Here is a 26,874-nt window from a genome sequence, read left to right as displayed (position 1 = left end):
CCAGCAGGAAGACCGCTTCAGTAAAACTCATGTATTCTAGTAGAAACAGCTGCTCAGGATAATCACGAGAAGAATATACAGAACCAGAATCATTCCTACCGAATTTCCATATGCCGGTACATGACAATGTTTATGATGGACATGACTCATTTGTTTTCACCCCTTGGTTAAATGTCCGTGGTCAGTTGCCACACTGTATTCTATGTCCATTTACCCAATAGGATTGTGTATTGGCCCACTTGATGCGGTTTATGGAGCCCATATCCGTGATGTTTATCAGAGCGGTGATACCGGTGTCGTCTCCGGTGCCAAGGCGGCCGAAGGCTCGACACGTTTCTGATGCGGGAGCAGAAGGAGAACGGTCATCAGCATAAGAAAGGCAATAAAATAAGGCGATACGATCGTCCGCAGCTGCCCGGCTGCAATCGGGCCGACAAAGGAACCGAGCGACATGGCGATGGACTGCAGCGAGAATACCCTCCCGAGCCGGGTGCCCCCGCTCAGCTCAATAAATAGCGATGATAAGGCAGGGAACAGCAGGCCTTTAGACAACCCTAATACAAATAAAGTAACCGTCAACGGCAAATGATCAGCAGCGGCCAGCAAATAAAAGCTGATGGCCAGGCCAAACACGCCGGCTGCTACCCGGGCCCGAGGGGGATAGCGGTTCAGGAAAAGCATGCTCAGGGTAACAAGCGCCCCCAGGCTGATGACGGAGAAGAGCAGTCCGGTTGACATGATGCTTGCCTGCCCGCTGTCACGGAGCGGAATCTCAAAGAACAATATGCCTTGGGAGCATGCGATGACAAACGGGAACAGATAAAGCCGAAGGCTAAAGGGCAGCCGGGTTGTTCCCTGGTTAGGCTGGGCTTTGGCTTCCTTCTTGCCGACTGTCTCTGTTGCCTGCCTGGGGAGGCTAAGAAAAGCCATGATTCCCGTAAAGATGAGAAGCCAGCCAAGGCTCTGAAAGGTGCCCGAAAATCCGGTGTTCGCTACGATAAAGGCTCCGGCTGCAGGCGAAAGAACGGAAGCCAGGGTGTGTACAAGGCCGTGCCCGGACATGTATTTGCCTTGCGTCACGGGATCTTTGGATAAGGATGCGAGCAGGGCAAGACATGCAGGTGACAGGAAAGCCAGCACAAAGCCGCTGATGGAGCGGAGCACAAGCAGCTGCCAGGGAAGCTGGACATGGGCCTGCAGCAGCAGAATGATGCCTGCCGCAGTCAGGCTGAAAATAATGTAGCGCCGGCTGCCGTGCCGGTCGATCAGGCCGCCGGCAATCAGATTGCCCGGCAGATGGGTCAGGGCATAGATGCCCATCATCCAGCCGATAAAGGCCGGAGCGGCCCCAAGCGAGATGGCGAACGGCGTGAGCACGGGATATTGGGCGTGCAAATCAAAAAACGCCAGAAATAAAAACATGTATAGCCATAAAGCGGTTTTCAATATGGCACCCTCCTATCCGGCAAAAGATCGTTATGATACTACTTGTACGCTCCAAGGGGCAGGCTTATACCTCTTAGTAAAAAGACCCGGTTGGCTGACAGCATCCTTGGGAATCATGTATAATTAAAAAGACGGCCGTCAAACCGCCGTTTTATTAGCGACGGGAGTGAAGGATATGGATACGCAAGTATGGATGGAGTTTCTGAAGCAGAACTGGCTCGTTATCGCAATCGCGTTAATTATTCTGTTTGTCGTTTTGAATGTGGTGAGAACGGTCATCAAATGGGCGATCGCCGTCCTGATCATTGTAGGCCTATTGGTCTATAGCGGAATATCGCTGGACAAGATCGGGGAGGTTGTATCGACGGTAAAGGATGAAACCATCGATACCGTCAAGACCGAAGCGCTGAATTTGATGATCAAGGAAGCGAAGGAAGCAAAATATACGTCGAATGGAGACGGAACCTATTCCATTACGGCTCCGAACCTGGAGTTGAAGGGCAGTACCGGCTCCAGCGAAGTTGAGGTAACCTTTCGCGGGGTAGCGGTAGGAAAGTGGGACATTAACGACACGATCCGAACCTTTATCAATGATGCCAAGAACAATACGGATTCCAAATAACGAAAGCCAATTCATTTAAATAATGGTGCAATCAGACCCGGAAGCCGATGTGGGATGCTAAAGTATCTTGCCCGCTCATTTGCAGCCGGGTTGCACCAACATCATTGGGAGAGGGGGAATGCCGTGTGATGTCCGCATGGATCGATAGTGTGCGAGACGGAAACGGAATTACCGTTTTGCTGCTGCTGATTGTGGCCTTCTCCATGATACAGGGGTGGAGACGGGGAGCTTCCCGCTCCGCCGGGAAGCTGGTTTCTTTTCTGGGGGACGCCTTGCTCCGGATCGGAGGTCTGGTGATATCCATCCCGTTTACGTTGTGGCTGTCGCCAAAGGCCGGGGAATGGCTAGGCACGATCTCCGCTTTACCGGACCGGGAATTGCGGTTCTGGGAGCAGGTGTATTATACGGCGGTGAAATCGCTGGCTGATTTTCCGCTCCTAAGATTTGCGGTCCTGTTTATGATTAGTTACGGATTGATCGTATTTATGCTGCGGCTGCTGATCTCCCTGATTTTCGGAGGGGGAAGCCTGTTCCGATCCGGGAGGGAAACATCCGCATCGCTGCCGAGCCGGCTGGCCGGCACCGGCATCGGGGTGCTGATTGGTGCTGCACGCAGCATGCTTGTCATTGCTGTGCTGTTCGTGTGGGTCAGCCTCAATCCGGATCATGGATTCAGCCGTTATGTCGAGGCTTCCCCAATATATTCGCAGGGAGCAAGGGCAGTACTCGAGCCATTGTCGGGATCGCTGGTACGGGAACAGCTGCCGGTCTTCGCCCAGTCGGTTCAAGATGAACTAAGCGGCATCATGGAGCGGAAATACGAAGTGATCGACCACCGGATTCCGGAGGGGATCGAGCAGACGGCGGCGCATGTGGTCAAGGGGGCTTCGACCGATGAAGAGAAGGCCCGCAAGCTTTATGATTGGGTCGGCAGCCGGATATCCTACGATCATGAGAAGGTTCGGCTCTATGAAGAGCAGAGGATTTGGAAAGAGCAGACGCCGCAGGATACGTACGATACCCGGCTTGGCGTTTGCATTGATTACGCCCGGCTGTATGCGATGATGGCGCGCTCACAGGATTTGGACGTGCGCGTCGTAACCGGGCGCGGCTATAACGGCCAGGGCGGCTATGGGCCGCATGCCTGGAACGAAGTGTACTTGAGCGAGGAGAAAAAGTGGGTTCCGCTGGATCCGACATGGGCCCAGAGCGGGGACTGGTTTAACCCTCCGCGATTCAATGAAACGCATATTAAAGAGAGGGTATTTTAATAGCGAATCGAACCAGGGGCGGACCCAAGGCCAAGGGGGTTCGCCCTTTGTGAGTCCGACCATTGTCATCGGGATGAAGTTGGGAGGCTTTTTGTGATAATATAGGTTTATGTAATGTGCATAAAAGGGGAGAAGCATACGTGAGAGGGTTTAGGCCGGATAAACGCAAACAAGATGAGGGAGATGCCGGCAGTCAGTTTAATCTGCGAGTCAACCTGTTCTTTTTTAGCACGTTTATTATTTTCTGTGTCATCATTATACGTTTGGCGATTCTTCAATTCGTGGAAGGGCCTGAGCTGAAGGAAATGGAAACCGGGGGTCAGATCAAAAACTTCCCGCTTCAGCCGATCCGTGGAAGCATCCTTGATGCATCGGGCACGCCGATAGCCTACTCAACGCCTTCCCAGGCGCTGTATCTTACGCTGATGAAAGATTACAGCAACTCCGACCGCGGCAAGAAGAACCGGCCGGAAATCGAGAAGCTGGCGCAAGAGATGGTGGATGTCTTCAACCGGTACGGCGATCCCAAAGCCGAGAAGATGACCGTGGAAGATGTCATCAAAGCGATGGATCTGAACTTTAACAAGCAGCCGGGGTACGAACCTCGGCGAATTAAAGCCAACCTGTCCTCGAAGGAAGTCGCCTATTTCATGGAGCATAAATCCCAGTATCCCGGCGTCGAGATCGTGGAGGAAAGCGAGCGAAAGTACAGCGAGGACCGAATTGCGGTACAGACGATCGGGTATTTAAGGGAGTTTAAAGGTCAGAAGGATTTGGATAAGTACAAAGCCATTGATCAGAAGAACAAAACCCAGAAGGACCCGGGTCTGATCTATTCGGAGCAGGAGAAGGTCGGTGTCGACGGGCTTGAAATGATGTTTCAAGATGAGCTGCGCGGCAAGAACGGCTATATCAATATTCCGATCAGCCCGCAAAATATGGCCAACGGCGTGCCGACCATGGTCCCGCCGCAAAAAGGCTATAATATCCACTCGACCATCCATAAAGACATTCAGCTCGCCGCGCAGCAGGCGATTATTGACCAGCTGAAATGGCTGCACACGAATCCCGTATCGGGTAAGCTGCATACGAATGCCAAGACGGGGTATGCGGTAGCCATGGAAGTGGATACGGGGAACATTGTTGCCATGGCCAGCATTCCGGATTATGATCCGAATGTATGGGAGACCGGAACGGATGACTGGGATTCGGTCATGAATCATTACCGCAACGGAACCATATGGCCATACAGCTCGGGACGTTCAGGCAACAATCTGGAATCGACCGTCCTGCTCGGCTCCACGATCAAGCCGCTGAGCGTATTGATCGGACTGAATGAGCATTTATTTGGCCCGAACGATTATTATCCGGACCAAGGGGCGGCGTACTTCGGTAAGGATAACTCGAGGGTCTACAACTCCGGCAGAAAGGCGAATGGATCAATCAATGCGCGAAAAGCTCTTGAGAAATCCTCCAACGCCTTCATGGTCGATTGGGTCGGGGAGAAGCTGTTCAACAAGTACGGCTCCAAAGCCGTCGAAGTGTGGGACGGATACATGAAGAAATTCGGGCTGGGCGTATCCACTGAATCCGGCCTGCCGAACGAGCATAAAGGCATTATCGAGTATACGAACATCGAGCAGGCGGGCAGTTATCTGGCAGCGATGGCTTACGCTTCCTTCGGCCAGTCCGGGAAGTACACGACGCTTCAATTAGCACAATACGCAACCATGCTTGCAAATCAAGGTGCGCGGATTAAACCTCAGCTTGCCAGCAAAATTGTGGACCAGAACGGCAAGGTGGTCAAGAAATTCGGACGTGAAGTGCTGAATCAAGAAAAATTTCCGCAGCAGTACTGGAATGAAGTGATTCAGGGGATGAATACCCAGAATCTGCGGGCGTTTGAAGATTTCCCGTATGATTTTGCCCGCAAAACCGGTACGTCCGAGCAGGAGGTTTATAAGAACGGACGTCGTGACGTCGTTGACAACGGCGTGTTTATCGCCTTTGCTCCTCGCCAAAATCCGAAGCTGGCGGTTGCCGTCGTCATTCCGGAAGGCGGCTTCGGTTCCCAAAGCGCGGCTCCGGTGGCACGTAAGATCTTCGATGCGTACGATGAAATCTACGGCCTCGACGGCACACCGCATCCGAAGAACAAGGATGAGCAGGAAGGCAACGGAGAATAGGCATAACGAAAAAGAAGGCAGCTTTCAAGCTATAAGGGCTTGGCTGCCTTCTTTCTGTTTATCAAGGGAATTGAAATCAACCGGCAGTTGTATAACATTTTACGTATTTGAACTAACTTCCGATGATTGGTTCAACTTATAGATATAGCTATACGTGGGCATCCGGCGCCTTATCTGCAACGAGATTCAAGACAATGCCGAATTCAAGCAGCGCCTTCAACCCGCAGAGCACCATCGTGTATCCTCCCATCGAATCGATGGCCTGGCGGGTAATATCCGCATCCGTCCCTTCGAATCCGGAATGGATAATCGTCACGAAGGTGCCGTCCTCGCTTCGAGGCACGAACTGCCATTCCGTCGTCGTGCCGTCCGACGATTGGATAACAATCCGGCGGCTGTTCTCCAGCTCTTTGACGAGGATCGTATCAGATACGCCGTACATTTCCCAGTCCCAACGAATTTCTTTACCGGCTTCCAGCTTGCCGGTGGATCGGGTGAACCAGAACTTGGTCGTGATATCCGGATCGACAAAGGCTTCAAAGACCTCGGAAACCGGTTTGCGGATCAGCATTTCGGCTTGAACGGTAACAGCGGAACTCTGGGGTGATTTCATGGGACACGCTCCTTATTCAGTATAGAGTTTCCAATAGGTTAGCACATTATAGCGGACTTGACTTCTTATTCCTTGCTCATTTGTCCAAGCGTTCGGTTTTGAGCCCGTACCTTTTGTGGTAAAATGTCGTTATGCTTATCGTGTGACTAGATTAGGAGGCTTAAACAATGAATCGTAAGTACCGATTGCTGGCTTTAGATATGGATGGCACGCTGCTTCAGGACGATCATGAAGTGTCGCCGGAGACTGTCCGTTGGATCAAGGAAGCGGTTCGGCAAGGCATCCATGTCTGCCTGTCCACCGGACGGCCGTTTCAAGATGCATACCCGTACGCGAAGCAGCTCGAGCTGACCACCCCGATGGTAACGGTCAATGGCAGCGAGGTGTGGCGTGCCCCGTATGAGCTGTACCGGCGTTCTCTGCTGGACAGCAAGCTTGTTGCAGAGATGCATGAGCTTGCCGTTGAAACCGGGGCCTGGTTCTGGGCGTATTCTGTAGAGAGATTGTATAACCAGGAGAGCTGGTGCGAGGATGTTGAGAATCAGGAGTGGCTGAAATTCGGCTATACGGCGGAAGACGACGAGGTTCGCCATCGGATCCTGATGCGGCTTCAGGATATGGGGGGACTGGAAATCACCAACTCCTCGCCGGTGAATCTGGAGATCAATCCGTTGGGCGTCAACAAGGCGACAGGGATCAAGCAGGTATGCGAACTGCTCGGTCTTGACATGTCCCAGGTTGTGGCCGTTGGCGACAGCTTGAACGATCTGGCCGTCATCCAGCAAGCGGGGCTTGGCGTTGCCATGGGCAATGCCCAGCAGACGGTCAAGGATGAGGCGGACCTTGTCGTGGCGAGCAACAATGAGAACGGAATTGTGGAAGTGATCAGGGATCATATTTTGATCGAAGGGTGATTAGCGGATGGACGTATTAGGCTGGATTATTGTGATCGCACTGTTCATCATCGGGATGGCCGGTGCGATCTACCCGATTTTGCCGGGGGTTATCGCCATTTATTTGGCATTGTTCGTATATGGCTGGTTCTTCACGTTCGCCCATTACGACGCATGGTTTTGGACTATCCAGACGATCATTCTGGTTGTGCTGTTCATCGCCGACTATGCGGTCAACGCATGGGGCGTGAAGAAGCTTGGCGGCTCGAAGGCCTCGATATGGGGGAGTACGATCGGCCTGATCATCGGCCCGTTCGTCATTCCGGCATTCGGTCTGATCATCGGCCCGTTTATCGGCGCCTTTATCGGGGAGCTGCTGGCGGGCTCGGGAGCGGGCAAGTCGATGAAGGTCGGACTCGGTTCGGTGCTCGGCTTGTTCAGCAGCATCGTGGTGAAGGTCGTATTGCAGCTTGCGATGATCATTGTGTTTATCGTTTGGGTGTTTTAAGCAGGCGCGAGGGGTGCTTAACAAGCGCTATTGGAGGAGAAAGAAGGTAAGGAATTGTCTAAGAAGGAATCATTCATAAAAGGCACGATTATCCTGGCCGTGGCGGCGCTGGTCGCCCGCGTGCTGGGACTTGTGCAGCGGGTGCCGCTGGAGCACATGCTAAACGATGTGGGGGATGCTTCCTTCACGATTGCCAACAATGTGTATTTGATGCTGCTGACCGTCGCTACGGCCGGTATTCCGAGCACGCTCAGTAAAATGGTTTCCGAGCGGCATGCGCTGAATAAGCCGGCCGAGGCTCAGCGCGTATACCAAGCGGCGCTGATCTTCGCCGGAGCGGCTGGCGTTGTCATGACGCTGCTGCTGTATTTCGGAGCGCCGTATTACGCGACCCATGTCGCGGAGGTGCCGGAATCGGCCGCGGCCATTCAGGCGCTGGCTCCGGCGCTGCTGCTGTTCCCCGCGATCGCCATGATGCGGGGGTATTTCCAGGGCCGCAACAATATGTCGGCCGGCGGGATTTCCCAAATCGTTGAGCAGATTGCAAGAGTGCTGACTGCTATCGGTCTAGCCTATGTGCTGCTGCGGTTGGGGTATGACGATACTTGGGTAGCGGCTGGGGCCTCCTTCGGCGGCGTGCTCGGCAGCATCGGCGCCTTCGCGGTCATGCTGTATTTCGCCGCGAAGCTCCGGCGCAGCGACCGGGAGCTGAAGCTGCCCCCGGCAGACCGTTCGATTCCGCTCAGCGGCATCTACAAGGATATTTTCAAGTTATCGATTCCGATCGTGTTGTCATCTCTGGCGGTCCCGGCGGTCAACTTCATTGACGGCTCCATCGTCAAGCCGCTCCTGACGGGCGAGATCGGAGCGGCGCAGGCGACCGAGGCGCTCGCCGTATTGGGCACACGGGCGCAGAGCGTGGCGGGCATCCCGCCGATCCTGGCCATTGCCCTCAGCACATCGCTGATTCCGATCATATCGGCGGCGTTTGCCAGACGTGATCAAGAGCATCTGGAGCGGCAAGTCACGCTTGCCATGCGGATCGGGATTTTGTCCGGCATGCCGGTGGTCATCGCGCTGGGAGTAGCGGCTTACTCGGTGAACGGTCTCTTGTTCAGCTCGCTGGGCGGCAGCGGAATCATTGCATTTCTGACTTTCGGCACCATTTTCCAGATTACGATGATGACGACGAACTCGATCTTGCTCGGCATCGGAAAGGCCAAGCTGTCCATGATTCACGTGATGATCGGCGTTGCCGTCAAGCTGGCGGCCAGCTTCCTTCTGGCTCCCTTGTTCGGCATCTACGGCATCATTGGAAGTACGGCGCTGTGCTTCCTGGTCATCACGCTGCTTAACATCCGGTCGATTAAATCGATCGTATCGTTCTCGATATTGGGAAGCCGCTGGCTGGGATTCCTGTGCACCGTCGTAGCGGCAGCGGCAATCGGCTACGGGTTGAACCAAGCGGGCATTCAACTGGTTGAGGTGATCCCGGCACGATTGGCATTCCTGTTCACGTGCATCATCGTCGGAATTGCCGTCGTTGTGATTTATCTCGTGCTGCTTGTCGTGTTCGGCGTCATTCGCCAGTCCGAGCTAGGCAATTATCCGCGTCCGCTGCAGAAGGTATTCCGCCCTCTGATGAGACTGGCGCCTTCGCGGATGCGTGAGCGGGGATAACTTTGCGGTAGGCGCTTTGCGTCTATATAATCGATAGTGGAAAATGTATTTGCAGAAGGACTGTTCTGATCCAAGGGATCGAGAGCAGTCCTTTTTTCAACTATCCATGCTTTGGTTGGTTCTCATGAGCGACATCGTGGGCCATGGCCGTCTTCTCAAGCTGGGCCCGGTGCGCGTGGGTCATATCGAACAGCAGCGGCCGGACCGGTTCACGGAATAGCCGAAGCTTGGCGGAGCTGCGATACCAATCATACCGCGGGATCGGGCCGGAGGGCGTATCCTGCCACACGGATTCCAGCTCGGGGCTGTACAGGCGTTTCCCTGAAGGGAGCCACTCGGATTCCAACAGCACGCTGCTTTCCTTGCCGTTGTTAATGGCCGCCTGCTTGTCCGCGGTGAAGAGCGCCGGCCAGTATTCGGAGCGCGATCCCCGGTGCGGGGTGGACCGGGCGAAAGCGAGCGCACGACGGTGCACCTCCTCGTATCCGAAGAGCAGCCCGTAGAGCGATTTACCTGCTTTGATCCGAGCCGTCAGGCTGTCGAATTTGGGAAGGGTGAGCCCCGCAAGCGGCCGAAGCGGGAGCTTATTGCCTGCATCGGAAGGGGCTACGCCCCTGGTAAGGGCTGCTTCTTGCCCAAGGGGAAACAAAATTTGATTGAATCTCGCGAGCTCATGCAAACGAAAATACGGATGCTTCAGAACCCGGGACCGAAAATACGGGTCCTGGGCAACCCGGCCTTCAATGTAATTCTGTTCATTTAGGATGAGGGCAACGGCGAGCATAGCGCCGTGATCGGGTTCCCGCCAGAAATGCTGCCAGAAGGGGAGCATGAAGGCCGAGACATGAAAGCATGGCAGGAGATGAAACAGCGGCTCGCCCAGCTTCCGGCTGTGCATGTACAGCAGCAGCTGGGGGTAGGCGTCCTGAAAGATCAAGGCGTTGCATCGTTCCAGAAAACGGTACAGATTCACTTGAAATTCGGAATCCGTTAGATCCGACAGCAAGCCTCCTTGCAGGTCGCTCATGTTCCAGCCGGCATTTCGGGAGACCATATGGGCAAGAAAGGCCCAATGCAGCTCCGGAAAGGCTTCATAGCAGCTAAGGTAGGCCTGCGTGCGCGAGATGTTGCTCCGATTGGCATCCATGACGGTGCTTTGAATGGATTCCACTATTTCTTGTTCCCTGGCATTAAATCCGTCTACGGAATTCACGGCCCGAATAAAGGGCGAGCTCATGGCGGGTGGGCTCGCGTTCATTTTTATTTCCTTGTGATGCCTGCGGGCGATACGCTTTAGCTCGGACCGGAGGCTTCGCGCTGCGACCGCATCCCAGCTCCAGTCCTTCCGGCCATCCCGGAGCTTGGAGGATATTTCCCAGGAGGTCACCCGTCCAGTCAAGGCTTCGACTGCGGCTTCCGCCAATGTGGACACCCATCTGCGTATGGATCCGGACCACGCCTGTTTGTCTTTTTCGCCTTGCTGCATCCCGTTCTCACCTGCCGTTAGTCGCTTGGTCATCTTGGCGATTGCTCTATCTTGGTATTGTCAGTATGTCACGAATATTTGACTTCCACTCCACATTTTGATTCACTAAAGTTGAACCATTTCGACGAAAAGGGGAGATCATCCATGGACAAAATCACTTCGGAAGCCGAATTTCAGGTTGCTATCCAGTCTCCGCGCTTGACTGTCGCAGTATTCAAAGCAGACTGGTGCGGTGATTGCAAGTTTATCGATCCATTCATGCCGGATGTTGAGCAGAAATTCTCGAACCAGCTGACCCTGGTAGAAGTTGACGTCGATGCTGTCGGCGATGTAAGCCAGCAGCAGAACATCCTCGGTATCCCTAGCTTCGTCGCCTATGCCGACGGACGGGAACTTGTCCGCTTCGTCAACAAATTCCGCAAATCCCGCGAGGAAATCGAAGATTTCCTGCAGCGTGCGGTGGATGTGTACGAAACGATTCATAAGTGAGCATAACGGGAATGATGCACAACGCACCGTCGCCTATGGATGATCCCTTGGCGGCGGTGTTGTTTTTGGCAATAAGCTTCTCCTAATTTTGAACATTTTGTCACAATCGTTAAAGTGACCGTCGCGGCATAATCAGGTATAATGAAATTTAGACTGCAATAAGGAATCCGCTATTGATGGCGGATTGTTAAGAATATAGGCAGCAGGTGAGATTAGTGAATGATAAACAATTAAAATGGCTGAGTTACATAACATGCGCAGTCATGTTCTTCGCCACCTTCGGGGGCATGGTCGTTACCAAGACCGACTCCGGGCTTGGCTGTGGACAAGAGTGGCCGCTGTGTAACGGAAAGTTTATTCCCGCTTACACCGTCTCCTCCTTGATCGAATACTCGCACCGCGCTGTCAGCGGGATGGCCGGCTTGGCCGCCCTGGCTTCCCTGATCGCATTTTGGAGATACAAGCGTGACCGCAAGGATCTGATGGCTTATGTGGTCATGACATCGGTGTTCGTGATTGTACAAGCGATTATGGGAGCGCTCGCAGTCGTCAAGCCTCAGTCGGCGGCCGTGATGGCGCTGCATTTCGGCTTCTCGCTCATCGCATTCGCTAGCTCGGTTATGCTTGCGCTGGGCATGCGGAGGGTAGAGAAGGCGAAGATGCCGCTTGGATCGGAGCGGCTGCCCCGGGTCAGCGATGGTTTTCGCCGACTCGTCTGGGGGGCGACGATTTATACGTATATCGTGGTATATATCGGAGCATTCGTAAGCCACACCGACTCGAGAGAGGGGTGCTCCGGCTGGCCGCTCTGCAACGGGGAAGTGATTCCGGAGCTCGGCGGCGGCGTGGGCATTGCCTTCATGCACCGGGTGGCGGCTCTTCTGCTGCTCATCGTAGTAGCCGTAATGGGACATTTCGCTTATTGGCGAAACCGGGACAACCGCGAAGTTCAGATGCTCGGGGTTTCGGCAACGGTGCTGTGCTTGCTGCAGATTTTCAGCGGCGCCATCATCATGGCCACGATGCACAATGACGAAGTATATGTATTCTCCGCGCTTGGTCATACCCTTCTGATCTCTGCGCTGTTCGGCGTGCTCAGTTATTTGAGCGTGAGGGTATGGCAGCTAAGAGAATCGGCACCGGTCGAGCAGCAGGGCGAATTGGAGCTGCGCGGGGAGAAGATCGGCTAATTCCCGTCACTACAGTATGCAACATGGAACATTTTAATATTTGTGCAGGCGAAGTCCCCGAAGCGAAACATGCTCGAGGACTTTGTTGTACCCGAAGGAGTGGAGCACTTGATTTACCAGAATCTACGCCAATGGCTTGAAACGCTTCGCAAGGAAAATGATCTTGCTGTCATTGAAGCACCGGTGGATCCGTATCTGGAACTGGCTGAAATTCACCGGCGCGTGATCGAAGAGGGAGGACCTGCCCTGCTGTTTACCAATGTGAAAGGGACGCCTTTTCCAGTGGCAACGAATCTGTTCGGAACCGCGCGCCGGGTCGACATGGCATTCGGTCCGCGCCCGGAGCAGCTGATGAAATCGATCATCGGGGCAACCGATAAGCTGCTGCCGCCTACGTTTTCCGCGCTGTGGAATGAACGCGGGCTGTTTAAGGATATTTTAAAGGTAGGGATGAAATCCGTGCCTCAGCAAGAAGCGCCGGTGATGGGCGTCAAGGTGACGGAGAATCCGCTCAAGCAGCTACCGCGGTTGACCAGCTGGCAGGAGGACGGCGGACCGTTCATCACGCTTCCGCTCGTCTATACCGAGAGCCCATCGAAGCCGAAGGATCATAATCTGGGCATGTACCGGATTCAAATTTATGATGACTCGACCACCGGAATCCATTGGCAGATTCATAAGGGAGGCGGCTTTCACTACTTCGAGGCAGAGCAGCAGAATCAGCCGCTGCCGGTGTCCGTCTTCGTCGGCGGCCCGCCTGCGCTGATTGCCTCCGCTATCGCACCGGTGCCGGAGCATCTGCCGGAGCTGCTGATGGCTTCGCTGATCATGGGCGGCAAGCTGCCGATGACAGACAACCCGCTTGGCGGACACCGCATTCCGGCAGAGGCGGAATTCGCGATCAGCGGAATCGTGCCGCCGCATGAACGCCGCCTGGAGGGTCCTTTCGGCGATCACTACGGCTATTATTCCCTTGCGCATGACTTCCCGGTGCTTCATGTGAAGAATATGTGGCACCGCAAGGACGCTATTTATCCGGCAACGATCGTCGGAAAGCCGCGGCAAGAGGACTACTACCTGGGCGAGTTTTTGCAGCGCCTGCTGTCCCCGGCCTTCCCGATGGTGATGCCGTCGGTCCGCTCGCTATGGACCTATGCGGAAACCGGGTTCCATGCACTGACGGCAGCGGTCGTTCGGGAGAGCTATTCCCGCGAGGCGCTCGTCTCCGCGTTCCGGATTCTGGGCGAGGGTCAGCTGTCGCTCACCAAAATGCTGATGCTGACGAACCGGCCGCTGGACCTGTCGGATTTCAACGAGACGCTAGAAGCGGTGCTGGAACGATTTAATCCGGCAACGGATTTATTCATATTTAATAAAACCTCGCATGATACGCTGGATTATACGGGGCAGAAGCTGAATCACGGCAGCAAGGCCGTGCTGATGGGGATCGGGGAGCCGATCCGCGAGCTTCCGCGAAGCTACGATGAAGGGGATATTCCGGGAATTTCCCAGGCGGTCGCATATTGCGGCGGTTGCCTTGTCGTATCCGGGGCATCCTATGAGAAAGAACCTGGGCTGGCCCAGCGCGTCATGGAGTTCATGCATGCCCGCAGCACGAAATGGCCGCTGGTGATCGTCGTGGATGATGCCAAGTCGACGTCCGCCACGCAAACATCGTTCTTGTGGACGGTATTTACCCGCTTTAATCCCGCAACGGATATCTTCGCCGCCAGCGAGATCGAGCATCATCATCTGTCGTACAAGCTTCCGCTGGTCATTGATGCCCGCATGAAGCCCGGATACCCGGATGAGCTGTTCCCGCGGGAGGATATCGTAAAGACGGTGGATGCCCGCTGGAACGAATATTTCGGCAAATGACCAGTCCATCCTAGAGGGAATCAGGGACATTTTGACGTAGGAGGTGCGGCCCATGCTTCGTTTGTTGCTTGGGGAACAACCGCGGCAGAATAACGGGCTGCTTGAAGAAGCGATTGAATCGATGGTCAAGACGAGCCAGCTGCTGAAGAAGGAAATGGAAAAAAATGAAGACCCGACGCATGACTTTCGCAAGCTTGAAATATGGACGCGCGGTTTAATCGTGTCGCTCGATGAACTGGAGCAGAGCTGGAATGCAGCGAAGCATTTCAGCCGATCGGTCAATTCGGGATATGTGGATGACATGTCGATCGAGGAGCAAGGGGAATACCGGCGCTATGTTTATTTTTATAAGAACGGATTTATTCGCGTATTCTCAATCCTTGACAAGCTGGGAACGGTGCTGAACGATCTGTACGATCTGAACACCTCGAAGGTGAAGGAGCATTTCTCCTACTTTACCGTGCTTCGCCAGTTCAAGTTCCTGAAGGCGCACGGCGAGCTGTCCGCAGAGCTGGAGGCGATCAAGGAGCGCTATAAAACTCCGATGAACAAGCTGCGGAAACGGCGCAACACCGAGATTCACTACATGAATTCGGAAATGCAGGACGACCTGTGGCAGCGCCATCAGGGACTGTCGGAGCGGATCGAGCTGGAGGATATCGGGTCGCACCTGGATGAGCTGGAGCAAGGGCTTGAAATGGTGTGCCAAAGCCTGAGAGCATCCTACCGGTATACGAACCAAATGTGGGCGAAGAACGGGATCCGGGCTTGATGCAGCCGACCATGAAATTCCTTTTGACAAAAGGGCGAAAAAAAACTATACTAACAATTGCATTCATGAATATGATTTGAAAAACACATCAATATAACGAAAAAATTTCATATCGAGTTTTCTTATCGAGAGAGGCGGAGGGACAGGCCCGATGAAGCCCGGCAACCGGCTCCAGCGTTGATTGCAAGTGCAATGAACGCAAATGGAGTGACATGGTGCTAATTCCTTCAAAGCAGCGCGACGTATAGGCTGCTTTGACAGATGAGAAAAGGCGTCGACTTTATGTAAAGAGAGCCCTTTTTGATTCTGCAAAAAGTGGCTCTTTTCTTTTGCGGGTAAATAGATATGAAACGTTAGCACGAAAAAAGGGGGATCACGGTTTGATTGAACTGAAGCAATTGACGAAGCAGTACGGAAAAGCCGGCCGAATGACCACAGCATTGTCCGGATTGAATTTGTCGATTGAAAAAGGAGAAATATTCGGTGTCATCGGACATTCCGGGGCAGGCAAGAGCACGCTCATCCGCTGCATGAATTTGCTGGAACGTCCGACGTCCGGCGAGGTGTGGGTAGGCGGCGTCAACCTGACGAGCCTCGGAAAGAAGCAGCTGCAGGCGGAGCGGCGGAAGATCGGCATGATCTTTCAGCATTTCAATCTGCTGTCCTCTGCAACGGTCTATGACAACATCGCCTTTCCGCTTCGTCTGATCAAGACTTCGAAGGCGGACATCGAGCGCAAGGTAAGCGAGCTTCTGAATTTGGTCGGTCTTGCGGAGCATCGGGACAAATACCCGTCCCAGCTGTCGGGCGGCCAGAAGCAGCGGGTAGGAATCGCCAGGGCGCTTGCAAGCGACCCGGAGGTGCTGCTCTGCGACGAGGCCACCTCGGCCTTGGACCCTCAGACGACGGATTCGATCCTGCGGCTGCTGCTGGATATTAACAAGAAGTTTAACCTGACGATTGTGCTGATCACGCATGAGATGCATGTCATCCAGAGCATTTGCGACAGAGTGGCGGTCATTCACCAAGGCGGCATTGTGGAGCAAGGTCCGGTGACGGAAGTGTTCCTGAAGCCGAAGCACGAGGTTACGCGGGAGTTCATCCGTCAGGAGATGGACAACGGCGATGCATTGCGACTAGCGCTTCAAGGTCAAGACGGGAGCTCCTCGCAGGCGGTGCAGATCACGTTCCTCGGGTCGAAGACGTACGAGTCGATCTTGTCGCATACGGTCCATGAGACCGGGGTTAACTTTGCGATCCTGCAAGGGACTATCTCAACGATCAAGGAAACGCCATACGGGCAGCTGATCGTACGGTTTGAAGGCAGCAAGGGCGCGATTGAAGACACGATCCGCAGACTGCTGGATCAAGGATTAGACGTGGAGGTGATTCATTGATGCTCGGACTGGATTTTTCTCAGGTGGATTGGAATGAGATTGGCACGGCCACGCTGGATACGCTGCGCATGCTGGGCGCTTCGGCCTTGTTCAGCTTCATCATCGGCCTCCCGATCGGGGTGCTTCTGTATATGGCTGCCAGATCAACGTCAGGCTTCGTTCGCTTCGGCTATTCCATCCTGTCGTTCATCGTGAACATTCTGCGGTCGGTTCCATTCATCATTCTGATCGTAGCCATGATTCCGATTACGAAGTCGATCGTCGGGGTATCGTACGGCGTGCTCGGGACCATTCCTCCGCTTGTCGTCGGAGCGGCGCCGTTCTTCGCGAGACTTGTGGAGACGGCGCTGAACGAAGTGGATAAAGGCGTCATCGAAGCCGCCCACGCCATGGGCTCATCGACCAGCCAGATCGTGTGGAGAGTGCTGCTGCCGGAAGCCCGCCCGGGCTTGCTGGCAGGCATGACGATCACGATCGTGACACTCGTATCGTATACCGCGATGTCCGGCCAGGTTGGCGGCGGCGGTTTGGGGGATTTGGCGATCAAGTACGGTTACTACCGTTATGAGACGGAGATTATGATTTTGGCCGTTGTCTTGATGATTGTGCTGGTGCAGCTCCTGCAGATGGCGGGAGACCGGCTGGTGCGTCATTTTACAAGAAAATAACGGATTGCTGGAGCAACAAGGAAGACATCATATAGATAAACTATTTTCGGAGGGAGAGTTTTAGGATGAAAAAATGGGTATTGGCATTCATTAGTCTGACTTTGGTCGCGGTGCTGGCTGCTTGCGGCAGCAAGCCTGCGGATAACGCATCGGAGCCTGCGGATACAAACGGCGCTGCGGGACAAGAGAAGGTAACCATTAAGGTGGGGGCTTCGCCGGCACCGCATGCAAAGATTCTTGAGCATATCAAACCTGCGCTTGAAAAAGAAGGCGTGAATCTGGAAATTGTCGAATTCACCGATTACGTGCTGCCGAATACGAAGGTCGACTCCAAGGAGATCGACGCGAACTTCTTCCAGCATAAGCCGTATCTCGATAACGAGATCAAGGAACGCGGATTGAAGCTGGAGTCCGTTATCGCCGTACACGTTGAGCCGCTTGGCGCTTATTCCAGAACGATCAAGTCGGTCGACGAGCTGAAGGACGGCGCCGTGGTCGCCATTCCGAACGATCCGTCCAACGCGGGCCGTGCGCTGACCCTGCTGTCCAAGAACGGCGTTATCAAGCTGGCGGACGAAACCAAGCTGGAAGCGACCGCGAAGGATATTACGGAAAATCCGAAAAACCTGGAATTCAAAGAAGTGGAAGCTGCCATGCTGCCTCGCATGCTGGATGAGCTTGATCTTGCTGTCATCAACACGAACTATGCATTGGAAGCCGGCCTTGACCCAACGAAGGACGCGCTGTTTATCGAAGACAAGGATAACCCTTACGCGAACCTGCTGGTAGCTCGCCCGGACAACAAGGATTCGGAAGCTATCCAGAAGCTGGCGAAGGCGCTGACTTCGGAAGATGTGAAGACTTTTATTGAACAGGAATACAAAGGAGCCGTTATCCCGGCATTCTAATGTGCAGATGTAGGCAGGATGCCTACGGAAGCGGATCCGGCCCGGATTACGGTTAGACCGGTTAACTCCGGACAGAAGGATCTACTGAATACAACGAACTTTTCGTATGAAAGGGGCATCCCGACCATGCTGCGGCTTGTGCAGCTAATCGGGAGCTCCTTTCTTTTCTTTTGAGGAAAGAAAATGGCCGCTCATATCTTGCAGGATTCCGGTCTGTCCTCAAGTTGTGGGGAAACAGCAAATCTTTTATACTGAAGGAAGGCGATACTCGAAGGAGGGAAACCATTGAAGGGAAAAGTGGCGCTGATTACCGGCAGTGCGACAGGACTCGGAAAAATGACTGCGCTGTCGTTAGCACGGCAGGGATGCAGTATTGTTATAAATTATGTCAACAGCAAGAATGAAGCGGAGGCGCTCTCCCGCGAAATTGAGAGCTTCGGCGTTAAATCCATCGTGGTAAAGGCCAATATTGCAGACGAGTCCGAGCTGTATTCCCTAGTTGATCAGACGGAACGCGAGCTCGGCACCGTGGATATCCTGGTTAACAACGCGGGTCCTTTCATCCGGGAAAGGCGCCTGTTCTCGGAATACAGCCGGGATGAAATCGTACATATGGTGAACGGCAACCTGACCGGCGTCATGCTGCTTGACCACCGGGTGCTGCCGGCGATGAGGGAGAAGCGATGGGGACGGATTATCCATTTCGGCTTCGGCCATGCCGGGGAAGCGCGCGCTTGGCCCCAGCGTGCCGCTTATGCGGCGGCCAAGGTGGGGCTCGTATCCTTCACGAAATCCTTGGCGGTCGAAGAGGCACCCTACGGAATTACCGTCAACATGATCTGCCCTGGCGACATCCGCGGGGCGAACAAGGAGAAGACGATCGACGAGGTGGCCGGCATCCATGACGGCATGACGCCGCGGGGACGCTCGGGCAGCGGCGAGGATATTGCAAGAGTGATTGAATATCTGTGCATGGATAAATCGGACTTCATTACAGGCAACATTATGGATATATCCGGCGGGCTGGATCCGATTCGTCCTTTGATCAAGCCGGAATAAGCACGCCATACCATACCGCCACAAAAAAGAGTCTTGGATCCCGAGGGGAGCCAAGACTCTTATACTAAACACAAGATTAAAATACTTGCACTACTTCTTGAATGCCTTCTACTTCCTCAACCAGGGCGCGTTCAATCCCTGCCTTCAAGGTGATGGTGGAGCTTGGGCAGCTGCCGCATGCACCCATCAATTTCAGCTTAACGATGCCGTCTTCAACGTCGACCAATTCCACGTCACCGCCATCGCGCTGCAGGAACGGACGAAGCTTATCAAGCACTTCAGCCACTTCATCGTATACAGTGGTTTGCGTGTTATCGCTCATCTTGTTCAACTCCTTTCCTCCCTATATTATAGTACATAAACCGGCAAATTAAAATGCCAATCTTAAGGAGGGGCTGTGACCGATGACCATCTATATTGAATTTTGCACAAGCAACTCCTATTTCGGAACGGATCAAGCATTGAAGAAGCTGGAAGGTCAATACGACTGCCAGGTGATCGAGTACGGCTGTCTGACCAGCTGCGGTCAATGCTATTTGATGCCCTTTGCGTATGTGGACGGCGACTGGGTGGAAGCGCCCACGGCGGAGGAGCTGTATGACAAGATATGCCGCCGGCTCGAAGCTTTGGCGGAAGGGAGGGAGCCCGAAGATTGAATCGGGCTCCCTATCCACTTTAATGAAGCGGGATCGCTGAATCTATGATTCGCCTAGTAGTGGCGCTTGGATTTCCAGAGCACGCCGCTCTTCAAAATCCGCGGCACGCGTCCGATGACCGAAGTATTGCCCATCAGTCCGAAGCCCGCATGCTTGCCGAGAGAGCCGAGGGTTCCCTTCAGCTTCAACGGCGATACCTTCGGCACATCATCGCGCCATAATGCCTTTAAGACGTGGCCGACTTGTTCCGCCTGGGCGCCGGCAGCCTGGGCGCTCGGTACGAACGGAAGGCTCGCGCAGTCGCCGATGACATATACCTCCGGATGGGAAGGTACCTGATAATACTGGTTCAGCAGCACGCGTCCGCTGCGGTCTTTTGGCAGATCGAGGTCCTGCACCACTTTTACAGGCTGGATGCCTGCCGTCCATACAGCCAGATCGGTGGCGATCGGCGTATCGAGATTATAGACGGCGTCCTTCTCCACTCTGGATACCGAGACCCCGCTATGGATCTCGACATGATGCTCCTCGAACCAGCGATGAATATAAGCGGACAACCGGTTAGGAAAAGAAGAAAGCACCCGCTGTCCCCGGTCCAGGATGGCGATATTGAGGTCAGGACGGCTTTCGCGAAGATCGGCCGCGAGCTCGATTCCGCTTAAGCCTCCGCCGATGATATGAACCTGGCTGTACGGCTTCAAATTGTTCAGCCGCAGATAGGTTTCCCGGGTCGCGGCGAACGACTGCAGGCTGTAGGTATACTCCTCCGCGCCCGGTACTCCGTGGTAACGATCCGTGCAGCCAAGCGCAATGGCGAGCTGATCGTATTCCACGGGATCCTGGTCCAATATGTTCACGCGCCGGTTCTCAAGATCAATCGATGTGACTTCACCATACAGGATCTGAAGCCGGTCATAAACCGGGAACTTGACACGAACGGCGGTATCGGCCACCGTGCCGGCTGCCAGCGCGTAGTATTCGGTCTTCAGTCCTTGGTAAGGCATGCGGTCGATGAGCACGACCTCCACGTCCGGGGGAAGATAGCCGCTGAATAATTCCTGAATTAAGGCAAGACCACCATAGCCTCCGCCGAGAATGACGAGCTTGTTCATAAAATTCTTCCTTTCTCAAGAGATAAGAATGAGAGATTGTTCGTAAGTGCCAGTCGCAAGAAAAACGCCGCTAGAAGCGGCTAGGAATCCCCACACTATAATATCTCTTTAACCTGTTTTCCGTTATTTCGAACGCTGATGCGGGTGCCGAAGTCTCCAGAAGGTTGGGGATTAGGCTGATCGATCGTTTATTCGTAAACCTTGATCTCGTTATAAAACGTGTCCCGTTCAACGGGGATGCGGCCTGCGCCTTGAATGAGCCATACGAGCTCTTTGCGCGTAAGGCCTTCCGGCGTCAGCGCCCCTGCAGCATGGCTGATCCGTTCCTTCAGAATCGTGCCGTGCACGTCCGAAGCGCCGAAGCTGAGCGATACCTGGGTCAACTGCGGGCCGATATTGATGAAATAAGCCTTGATGTGATCGATGTTATCCAGCATCAGCCGGCTGATCGCAATGGTCTTCAGATCCTCGTAGGCAGAGTTGCGGCGCATGATGCCGGCATTTTTACTCTTCGGCTGCATAGACAATGGAATGAAGACAAGGAAGCCGCCGGTTTCATCCTGCAGATCCCGAATCTGCATCATGTGCCGGATCCGGTCCTCATGGCTCTCGATCGCCCCGTACAGCATGGTGGTATGGGTCTTCATGCCGAGCTGGTGGGCGGTGCGGTGGACTTCAAGGTACTGGTCGACATTGGCTTTGTCCACCTTCATTTTCTGACGGTACTGGTCGGACAGGATCTCGGCTCCGCCGCCGGTGAGGGATTTGAGGCCCGCCTTCATGAGCTCTTCCAGCACTTCCTTCGTGCTCAGACCGCTGATGCGGGTGAAGAACTCGATCTCGGCTGCCGTGTAGGCCTTCAGGGTTACATCAGGGAAACGCTCGTTCAGCGCTTTGAGGGAATCGACATAATATTGGAACGGCACATGATTATTATGTCCGCCGACGATATGGAATTCACGGATGCCCGGGTGGATATGCTGTTCAACGTATTCGATCATCTCGGGACCGGACAGCGTATAGGAGCCTTCCTCGCCCTGATCCTTTCTGAAATTGCAGAACGCGCAGCGGGATTCACACACGTTCGTAAAGTAAAGGCTCATGTTCTCGATAAAATATACTTTCTTGCCGTTCTTGCGTAGATTCGCTTCATTGGCCAGCTGCCCGAGGGTCAGCAGGTCGTCCGTCTGGTACAGGTACACGCCGTCTTCGAGGTTGAGGCGCTCGCCGCTCCGTACCTTCTCAACGATCTCAGCCATTCTCCGATCGGTAAATGGTGTTATGATTGTGGACATACTTCCATCCTCCTGTTCACACTTCAGCTTCCGTGAAATCCGGCAGCTGAAATGATCATTAAGTAATCACTCCCCGCAGGGAACGGTCCGGTTCTCAAGGGTACAGCATCAACGTAACGATAGGGCTGAATAAAAACCAAACTTTGTGAAAAAATATACAACTGTAGACCGCCATAACCTTTTTCCCACGCGATATGCGGGAGTGTGACAATAATCTGACAGTTGCCGCCCATGTTCCTCCCCTATTATAAACCTGACCCTCCGGGGTAGCAATACAAATAGACGAATTGGAAAAAGGGAATCCGCAGGAAGAAGCGGCGGGCATTTACGGCCTTGAGGGATTGAGGGAAGAGGAGTATACTTAAGAGTGAACGAAAAGGAGGGTGACCTAAATGATTACAATCAGCGACACAGCTGCAGAGCGTTTGAAAGAGATGCTGGCTGAGCAGGAAACACCGAATATGTTCCTTCGTTTGGGTGTCACGGCCGGCGGATGCAGCGGTTTTTCGTATGCGATGGGCTTTGACGACCAGGAGACGGAAGATGATGTATATATGAACGTTCAGGATATGAAGGTGGTTGTCGAGAAGGACAGCATGAAATATTTGAACGGTCTTGAAATCGACTTTGAGGAATCCGGCATGACCGGGGGATTCACCATCCATAATCCGAACGCTACCGTCACTTGCGGCTGCGGCTCGTCCTTCCGCACGAGGGAAGATGCGGGTAAGCCAAGCGCTGAGCCTTGCTAAAACCGGGGTTTCGCGGTTTTCATTCCGTTGATCTGAACGGAATCCGAAACGGAAGCCACAGCGCGAACGGACGTTTGGGATTGCGGATAACGAGTCGAAATTGAACGTTATCAATCCCGGATCATGTACGTTAACAATCCTAAAAACGGTGTTTATGGATTGTGGATTACGACCTCTATTGCGTAAATTTACGCTATGGAGGTCTTTTTTATGTCGTTAAAGAAACGTGAGAGACGCGTACCGAACGGAGCCCGGACCCTGCGGGAGTTTCCGCGAATAACACTGGATCAGGGGCTCGATTTTGCCGTTAGTGCTAAAAAGGCGGAAGGACTGCGCGAACGAACGCTGGCTGATTACGCTAAACATTACGGATATTTTACCGCTTGGCTAAATGAAGCCCATCCGGACGTTACATACATAGACGAAATCACCACGCAGATGATCCGCGACCATATTTCGTATATGAAATATGATCGAACGCGGTATGACGGACACAAATATATAACGACAAAGGACGTAGGGCTATCGGATACAACAGTAAATATCAGGCTACGAACGTTAAAGGCAATTTTCAATCAATTGGAGCGCGATGAGTTACTAGAAAATAATCCTTTCGCGAAGGTAAAACTATTGCGTCAGGACATCGACCTTACAAACTGCCTCACGGACGAAGAAGTAAAGGCGATATTAGCGCAGCCGAATCGAAGAGATTTCGTAGGATTTCGGGATTATGTCGGGATCGTTACGTTATTAGACAGCGGTCTCAGAGTGTCAGAATTGCTTCATCTTCGCGCTGGGGATATCGACTTCCAGACGCGATTCATCGTATTACCTGCCGAAATGAACAAAAACCGTAAGCCGCGAATGGTACCAATCTCCGGCCATACTGCGAAACTGTTGCTAGAGCTTATCGAGGAAAATAAACAGTTCTTTACAACGGATCGTATTTTTATGTCATCATTCGGAGACCCATTATCCGCGAACCACTTCAATAAGCGATTAAAGTATTACGGGGAAAAGGCCGGCATATCCAACAAGAAAATGACCGCGCACGTGTACCGCCATACGTGGGCCAGAGCAATGGTTCTTAACGGAGCAGATCCGTTCACGATTCAGAAAATGGGCGGATGGGCGGATATGCGTACGATGCGGCGATATGTGCAATTGGATACGAACGACTTACGGAAAAGTCACGATGAATACTCGCCAACTAACCGGTTCATTAAGAAGCGGAAATAGGAGGGCGCGATCATGACGACAGAACAACGTAAGGGCGGCATTGTCCGCGTCTCTAAGCGTGAGAGCGGCTACGCGATCATTGATCCGTTCTTCTTATCGGACGAGCGCCTCTCCTGGAAAGCGAAGGGCCTTCTCGCCTATTTACTCTCTAAGCCGTCAAACTGGCGCGTGTTCACTTCCGATCTAGTAAAGCGGTCAAAGGACGGACGAGATGCGGTGTATTCCGCGATAAAGGAACTCGAATCCTGCGGCTATGTGGAGCGCCGGCAGACACGCGATGAATCGAATCGAATAACCGGCATGGAGACCGTTGTATATGAGCGGCCGATAATTGACGATCCAGGTCCGGATTCGCCGCAAACGGAAATTCCGTACGTGGAAAAACCGCAAACGGAAAAGCCGCCACAAGTAATTAATGATTTTAATAATAATGACTTTAAGAAAGAAGGTAATAAGAGCGCGGATAACGCGATTTTACAGGCGCTGGCTAAAGCGCTGCACAAGCTGCCGCTAAACGATACCGCAAGTCTTTACGACCACTATTTCGAGGATATATACGCGATGCTGACGCGTAGATTTAGTGGACGGTTGGGGGCGGAGGTTATTTCGCTGGCTGCCGATCGGTATTTCTCAAAGGCCGTTGATCTGCGGACGGGATTGCCGAAGCCAGACGTATATTCTCCCGTAGGGATATTTCACGAGTGCTATGCGGAAGCACTGGCGGAGTGGGAGGCGCAAAATTTTAAAAGAAAATATATCCGATAAGAGACGTTTAGGCTGGGGCACTTTATCCACAATGTGCTAGAATATACTATAGAGCAAGGTAAGGGCTCGGTGGTGATATTCTGGACGTATATCAAACGCTTCAACTTGTCTTCACAGCAATGACGTTCGTGGTTTTATTGTTCACAGCAATATTTGCGTTGATTAAATTATCTCAAAAGAAAGAGTAGCTCATTCTCTTTGGCGGGAGTCGTGAGCTACTCAATCAAGAAAAGTATGATTTTATTACCCTTGCCTTGCTACAATCGAATAATGTAATTGCGTAATTTAATTATCACCAACTATATCTTACACCTGCGAAGGTACCGTTACAACAACTTTGAAAATATTTATTTTATTGGCGTTAGTCTCTCACAGGGCGGGCGTCGTTAGCCAGGCTCATATTCCGCACGCTATAGGCGTCTCTAGCAGCCTATTAGCCGTTCTGACCGTGCCGGAATACTACTAGACGTCTGTTGCATACAGACGCTAATATCGCGATGATTTCAAAGCGGACATAAAAATATTTTTAAACTTTTTCCGATTTACCTGCCACAAACACATATAAAATTACGTTATTAATACGTAAACATTTCGCAGGGGTCCCATATCCCCTCCGCAATACATAACATTATAGAGTACGAGTGATAAACGATGGAATACCCCGCAATCTTTACATACGCAGACGACGGCATCTCTGTAGAGTTTCCGGACCTTCCCGGTGCATTAACCTGCGGAGACAGCGACACCGATGCGCTACACATGGCGAAGGATTGTCTCGCGCTTCATCTCTACGGAATGGAGACGGATGGTAACGATATACCGGCGCCGACAGACGCTGCGGATATCATTGTTGGCGCGGATCAAAGAGTAGTTATTATCGAGGCTTAGGAGGAGCGCAATAGATGTTTTATCACGCCACAAGGGCCCCTATTCAAGTTGGTAGTGTTATCACTCCAACTTTTTACTATGCAAATCTAATTGGTAATAGAGATAATCCGGATATAAAACCGCAGTATTTAAAAGAGATGATCTTTGAGGAAATTAGGAAGGCATTCTATAATAGAAAGCCAAGCCGATTGGCATGTAATTATGTAATGCGGGATTATACCAGCATCTTTGAATATAGAGATAAAATGACTCATTTGCACGATGGCTGTATATACGAAGTAGAGCCTGCGAACCTAGAAGATTACCAGATTTTTGATGCGGATATGACATGGCTAGATTGTAATCATTTAGACAGAGTAGGAATTATAAGATGCGCACACCTCTACTGGGCCGGAGTTCATTCGACTTTCCCAAAATGGGAGACTCTGTGCGGCGGCGATGGTATTCGGCTCTTAAACGAGGTTGCCGGTCCTAAGCGCTAGCCGGCTCGCCACGTATTGCCTCGAGCGTATCGCGCACCGTCTCGTAATCCGCCTCCGCCTTCTCACGCGCTTCTCTTTCCGCCTTTAGTGCCGCTTTGACCTCACGTAGTTCTCGGACTGTCATCTCGTCGGGAACCTTGACCGCGCCTGACTTGAGTGTATGTTCGCGACCACGTTCTTCGGGAGGAAGTGTTGCGATTTCATATAGTGCTTCCAGCACTCTATGTTTCGACGTCGAAACACCTTCACCAACCTCTTCGAACACCGCAATAAACTTGTGAGCATAGGATCTTTTGAAGTCTACGTGGTCCTCAAGCCACCGAATCCACCCTCCGGCCTCTTCTCGTTGTCTAGCGAGTTTCCTTTCGTTAGGATCGCCGCTATCCGCTTTCGCATCCCGTACGGATTTGAGCCGCCGACCTATCTCGAATATAGCTTCGCCCGCGACTCGTTTGTAAGCGTTGATCTCCGCGGTAATCGTTGGGAGATCCGCTGATAGTTGCGTTGACTGCGTTGATAGTTCGCTCAATATTATCGCCTCCTTATTATGCGGACAACTTTGTCGCAATATGGTAAAATTTCGGATATGGGATGATTTAAGTAACCGCTGACTGCGGAC

The 26,874-nt window shown here is 52.9% G+C and carries 27 protein-coding genes and 1 riboswitch; of the genes, 20 read left to right on the top strand and 7 right to left on the bottom strand.

Going from position 1 to position 26,874, the window contains the following annotated elements; genetic code table 11:
- Positions 1 to 276: 276 nt before the first annotated feature.
- Complete coding sequence (locus NST08_RS24790; protein ID WP_341342407.1) at positions 277 to 1,446, bottom strand: MFS transporter; 1,170 nt, start codon at positions 1,444 to 1,446, stop codon at positions 277 to 279.
- 175 nt (positions 1,447 to 1,621) lie between these two features.
- Between NST08_RS24790 and NST08_RS24785 the strand changes: the two genes are divergently transcribed.
- The 3 genes from NST08_RS24785 to NST08_RS24775 all read left to right on the top strand — a co-directional run bounded on the left by NST08_RS24785 (position 1,622) and on the right by NST08_RS24775 (position 5,525).
- Positions 1,622 to 2,068 carry a hypothetical protein gene (locus NST08_RS24785; RefSeq protein ID WP_251535666.1) on the top strand — a complete coding sequence of 149 codons (447 nt, stop codon included), beginning with the start codon at positions 1,622 to 1,624 and terminating at the stop codon, positions 2,066 to 2,068.
- A 125-nt stretch (positions 2,069 to 2,193) separates the two neighbouring features.
- Entirely contained in the window at positions 2,194 to 3,339 is a 1,146-nt protein-coding gene (locus tag NST08_RS24780) for a transglutaminase domain-containing protein (RefSeq protein ID WP_341342406.1), read from the top strand.
- A 140-nt stretch (positions 3,340 to 3,479) separates the two neighbouring features.
- Entirely contained in the window at positions 3,480 to 5,525 is a 2,046-nt protein-coding gene (locus tag NST08_RS24775) for a peptidoglycan D,D-transpeptidase FtsI family protein (protein ID WP_341342405.1), read from the top strand.
- 148 nt (positions 5,526 to 5,673) lie between these two features.
- Here the strand turns inward: NST08_RS24775 and NST08_RS24770 are convergent, their stop codons facing one another.
- The gene (locus NST08_RS24770; protein ID WP_341342404.1) at positions 5,674 to 6,138 is read right to left on the bottom strand and encodes an SRPBCC family protein; all 465 of its coding nucleotides are present in this window, start codon (positions 6,136 to 6,138) and stop codon (positions 5,674 to 5,676) included.
- 167 nt (positions 6,139 to 6,305) lie between these two features.
- Here NST08_RS24770 and NST08_RS24765 point away from each other — a divergent pair, with 167 nt between their 5' ends.
- The 3 genes from NST08_RS24765 to NST08_RS24755 are packed head-to-tail and all read left to right on the top strand — an operon-like array spanning position 6,306 to position 9,219.
- Positions 6,306 to 7,052 (top strand): Cof-type HAD-IIB family hydrolase, encoded by a 747-nt coding sequence (locus NST08_RS24765; RefSeq protein ID WP_341342403.1) that lies wholly within the window; start codon positions 6,306 to 6,308, stop codon positions 7,050 to 7,052.
- Positions 7,053 to 7,059: 7 nt separating this feature from the next.
- Positions 7,060 to 7,539, top strand: a complete 480-nt coding sequence (locus NST08_RS24760; protein ID WP_007131975.1) for a DUF456 domain-containing protein — start codon at positions 7,060 to 7,062, stop codon at positions 7,537 to 7,539.
- A gap of 54 nt (positions 7,540 to 7,593) precedes the next feature.
- Entirely contained in the window at positions 7,594 to 9,219 is a 1,626-nt protein-coding gene (locus tag NST08_RS24755) for a putative polysaccharide biosynthesis protein (protein ID WP_341342402.1), read from the top strand.
- 100 nt (positions 9,220 to 9,319) lie between these two features.
- Here the strand turns inward: NST08_RS24755 and NST08_RS24750 are convergent, their stop codons facing one another.
- Entirely contained in the window at positions 9,320 to 10,738 is a 1,419-nt protein-coding gene (locus NST08_RS24750; protein ID WP_341342401.1) for a DUF2515 family protein, read from the bottom strand.
- Between the two features lie 111 nt (positions 10,739 to 10,849).
- On the opposite strand from NST08_RS24750, the gene NST08_RS24745 reads away from it, so the two are divergent.
- From NST08_RS24745 to NST08_RS24710, 8 genes are all read left to right on the top strand, one after another.
- Positions 10,850 to 11,194 (top strand): thioredoxin family protein, encoded by a 345-nt coding sequence (locus NST08_RS24745; protein ID WP_007131978.1) that lies wholly within the window; start codon positions 10,850 to 10,852, stop codon positions 11,192 to 11,194.
- A gap of 215 nt (positions 11,195 to 11,409) precedes the next feature.
- Complete coding sequence (locus tag NST08_RS24740) at positions 11,410 to 12,384, top strand: COX15/CtaA family protein (protein WP_341034942.1); 975 nt, start codon at positions 11,410 to 11,412, stop codon at positions 12,382 to 12,384.
- A 108-nt stretch (positions 12,385 to 12,492) separates the two neighbouring features.
- Positions 12,493 to 14,262 (top strand): UbiD family decarboxylase, encoded by a 1,770-nt coding sequence (locus NST08_RS24735; RefSeq protein WP_210094568.1) that lies wholly within the window; start codon positions 12,493 to 12,495, stop codon positions 14,260 to 14,262.
- 52 nt (positions 14,263 to 14,314) lie between these two features.
- Positions 14,315 to 15,034, top strand: a complete 720-nt coding sequence (locus tag NST08_RS24730) for a Cthe_2314 family HEPN domain-containing protein (protein ID WP_210094567.1) — start codon at positions 14,315 to 14,317, stop codon at positions 15,032 to 15,034.
- 119 nt (positions 15,035 to 15,153) lie between these two features.
- A riboswitch (SAM riboswitch) is annotated at positions 15,154 to 15,302 on the top strand.
- 112 nt (positions 15,303 to 15,414) lie between these two features.
- Positions 15,415 to 16,431, top strand: coding sequence for a methionine ABC transporter ATP-binding protein (locus NST08_RS24725; protein WP_210094566.1), 1,017 nt, complete (start codon positions 15,415 to 15,417; stop codon positions 16,429 to 16,431).
- Positions 16,431 to 17,099 carry a methionine ABC transporter permease gene (locus NST08_RS24720; protein WP_210094593.1) on the top strand — a complete coding sequence of 223 codons (669 nt, stop codon included), beginning with the start codon at positions 16,431 to 16,433 and terminating at the stop codon, positions 17,097 to 17,099. The genes NST08_RS24725 and NST08_RS24720 overlap by 1 nt, the downstream gene beginning before the upstream one ends.
- A 65-nt stretch (positions 17,100 to 17,164) precedes the next feature.
- Complete coding sequence (locus NST08_RS24715) at positions 17,165 to 18,007, top strand: MetQ/NlpA family ABC transporter substrate-binding protein (protein ID WP_007131984.1); 843 nt, start codon at positions 17,165 to 17,167, stop codon at positions 18,005 to 18,007.
- A 285-nt stretch (positions 18,008 to 18,292) separates the two neighbouring features.
- Entirely contained in the window at positions 18,293 to 19,066 is a 774-nt protein-coding gene (locus NST08_RS24710) for an SDR family oxidoreductase (RefSeq protein WP_007131985.1), read from the top strand.
- Positions 19,067 to 19,142: 76 nt separating this feature from the next.
- Here NST08_RS24710 and NST08_RS24705 read toward each other — a convergent pair whose 3' ends face one another.
- Entirely contained in the window at positions 19,143 to 19,388 is a 246-nt protein-coding gene (locus NST08_RS24705; protein WP_007131986.1) for a NifU family protein, read from the bottom strand.
- 82 nt (positions 19,389 to 19,470) lie between these two features.
- On the opposite strand from NST08_RS24705, the gene NST08_RS24700 reads away from it, so the two are divergent.
- Positions 19,471 to 19,722, top strand: a complete 252-nt coding sequence (locus NST08_RS24700; protein WP_210094565.1) for a YuzB family protein — start codon at positions 19,471 to 19,473, stop codon at positions 19,720 to 19,722.
- Between the two features lie 53 nt (positions 19,723 to 19,775).
- On the opposite strand, the gene NST08_RS24695 is transcribed toward NST08_RS24700, so the two are convergent.
- Positions 19,776 to 20,834, bottom strand: coding sequence for an NAD(P)/FAD-dependent oxidoreductase (locus NST08_RS24695; RefSeq protein WP_210094564.1), 1,059 nt, complete (start codon positions 20,832 to 20,834; stop codon positions 19,776 to 19,778).
- 188 nt (positions 20,835 to 21,022) lie between these two features.
- Positions 21,023 to 22,129 carry an aminofutalosine synthase MqnE gene (gene mqnE, locus NST08_RS24690; RefSeq protein ID WP_007131989.1) on the bottom strand — a complete coding sequence of 369 codons (1,107 nt, stop codon included), beginning with the start codon at positions 22,127 to 22,129 and terminating at the stop codon, positions 21,023 to 21,025.
- Positions 22,130 to 22,521: 392 nt separating this feature from the next.
- On the opposite strand from mqnE, the gene NST08_RS24685 reads away from it, so the two are divergent.
- From NST08_RS24685 to NST08_RS24665, 5 genes are all read left to right on the top strand, one after another.
- Positions 22,522 to 22,881 carry a HesB/IscA family protein gene (locus NST08_RS24685; protein ID WP_007131990.1) on the top strand — a complete coding sequence of 120 codons (360 nt, stop codon included), beginning with the start codon at positions 22,522 to 22,524 and terminating at the stop codon, positions 22,879 to 22,881.
- 210 nt (positions 22,882 to 23,091) lie between these two features.
- On the top strand, positions 23,092 to 24,120 hold the full coding sequence (locus NST08_RS24680) for a tyrosine-type recombinase/integrase (protein ID WP_341342400.1): 1,029 nt from the start codon (positions 23,092 to 23,094) through the stop codon (positions 24,118 to 24,120).
- A 12-nt stretch (positions 24,121 to 24,132) separates the two neighbouring features.
- Positions 24,133 to 24,885, top strand: coding sequence for a helix-turn-helix domain-containing protein (locus NST08_RS24675; protein ID WP_341342399.1), 753 nt, complete (start codon positions 24,133 to 24,135; stop codon positions 24,883 to 24,885).
- Between the two features lie 651 nt (positions 24,886 to 25,536).
- On the top strand, positions 25,537 to 25,773 hold the full coding sequence (locus NST08_RS24670; protein WP_341342398.1) for a type II toxin-antitoxin system HicB family antitoxin: 237 nt from the start codon (positions 25,537 to 25,539) through the stop codon (positions 25,771 to 25,773).
- Between the two features lie 14 nt (positions 25,774 to 25,787).
- Positions 25,788 to 26,255 carry a DUF2441 domain-containing protein gene (locus NST08_RS24665; protein WP_341342397.1) on the top strand — a complete coding sequence of 156 codons (468 nt, stop codon included), beginning with the start codon at positions 25,788 to 25,790 and terminating at the stop codon, positions 26,253 to 26,255.
- On the opposite strand, the gene NST08_RS24660 is transcribed toward NST08_RS24665, so the two are convergent.
- Positions 26,245 to 26,784, bottom strand: a complete 540-nt coding sequence (locus tag NST08_RS24660) for a DUF3102 domain-containing protein (protein ID WP_341342396.1) — start codon at positions 26,782 to 26,784, stop codon at positions 26,245 to 26,247. The genes NST08_RS24665 and NST08_RS24660 overlap by 11 nt on opposite strands.
- Between the last annotated feature and the right edge of the window lie 90 nt (positions 26,785 to 26,874).

The organism is Paenibacillus sp. FSL K6-1566 (assembly GCF_038050475.1).
Classification (GTDB): Bacteria; Bacillota; Bacilli; order Paenibacillales; family Paenibacillaceae; genus Paenibacillus_AQ; species Paenibacillus_AQ lactis.
Note: the sequence above shows the minus strand (reverse complement) of the source record. Positions and strands in the feature narration are given on the sequence as shown.

What these genes read in the sequence shown, in the direction of transcription:
- NST08_RS24785 (WP_251535666.1), top strand. Translation starts at nt 1,622, where the DNA reads ATGGATACGCAAGTATGGATGGAGTTTCTGAAGCAGAACTGGCTCGTT.
- NST08_RS24770 (WP_341342404.1), bottom strand. Translation starts at nt 6,138, where the DNA reads ATGAAATCACCCCAGAGTTCCGCTGTTACCGTTCAAGCCGAAATGCTG.
- NST08_RS24765 (WP_341342403.1), top strand. Translation starts at nt 6,306, where the DNA reads ATGAATCGTAAGTACCGATTGCTGGCTTTAGATATGGATGGCACGCTG.
- NST08_RS24760 (WP_007131975.1), top strand. Translation starts at nt 7,060, where the DNA reads ATGGACGTATTAGGCTGGATTATTGTGATCGCACTGTTCATCATCGGG.
- NST08_RS24750 (WP_341342401.1), bottom strand. Translation starts at nt 10,738, where the DNA reads ATGACCAAGCGACTAACGGCAGGTGAGAACGGGATGCAGCAAGGCGAA.
- NST08_RS24745 (WP_007131978.1), top strand. Translation starts at nt 10,850, where the DNA reads ATGGACAAAATCACTTCGGAAGCCGAATTTCAGGTTGCTATCCAGTCT.
- NST08_RS24730 (WP_210094567.1), top strand. Translation starts at nt 14,315, where the DNA reads ATGCTTCGTTTGTTGCTTGGGGAACAACCGCGGCAGAATAACGGGCTG.
- NST08_RS24720 (WP_210094593.1), top strand. Translation starts at nt 16,431, where the DNA reads ATGCTCGGACTGGATTTTTCTCAGGTGGATTGGAATGAGATTGGCACG.
- NST08_RS24715 (WP_007131984.1), top strand. Translation starts at nt 17,165, where the DNA reads ATGAAAAAATGGGTATTGGCATTCATTAGTCTGACTTTGGTCGCGGTG.
- NST08_RS24705 (WP_007131986.1), bottom strand. Translation starts at nt 19,388, where the DNA reads ATGAGCGATAACACGCAAACCACTGTATACGATGAAGTGGCTGAAGTG.
- NST08_RS24700 (WP_210094565.1), top strand. Translation starts at nt 19,471, where the DNA reads ATGACCATCTATATTGAATTTTGCACAAGCAACTCCTATTTCGGAACG.
- NST08_RS24695 (WP_210094564.1), bottom strand. Translation starts at nt 20,834, where the DNA reads ATGAACAAGCTCGTCATTCTCGGCGGAGGCTATGGTGGTCTTGCCTTA.
- mqnE (WP_007131989.1), bottom strand. Translation starts at nt 22,129, where the DNA reads ATGTCCACAATCATAACACCATTTACCGATCGGAGAATGGCTGAGATC.
- NST08_RS24685 (WP_007131990.1), top strand. Translation starts at nt 22,522, where the DNA reads ATGATTACAATCAGCGACACAGCTGCAGAGCGTTTGAAAGAGATGCTG.
- NST08_RS24680 (WP_341342400.1), top strand. Translation starts at nt 23,092, where the DNA reads ATGTCGTTAAAGAAACGTGAGAGACGCGTACCGAACGGAGCCCGGACC.
- NST08_RS24675 (WP_341342399.1), top strand. Translation starts at nt 24,133, where the DNA reads ATGACGACAGAACAACGTAAGGGCGGCATTGTCCGCGTCTCTAAGCGT.
- NST08_RS24670 (WP_341342398.1), top strand. Translation starts at nt 25,537, where the DNA reads ATGGAATACCCCGCAATCTTTACATACGCAGACGACGGCATCTCTGTA.
- NST08_RS24665 (WP_341342397.1), top strand. Translation starts at nt 25,788, where the DNA reads ATGTTTTATCACGCCACAAGGGCCCCTATTCAAGTTGGTAGTGTTATC.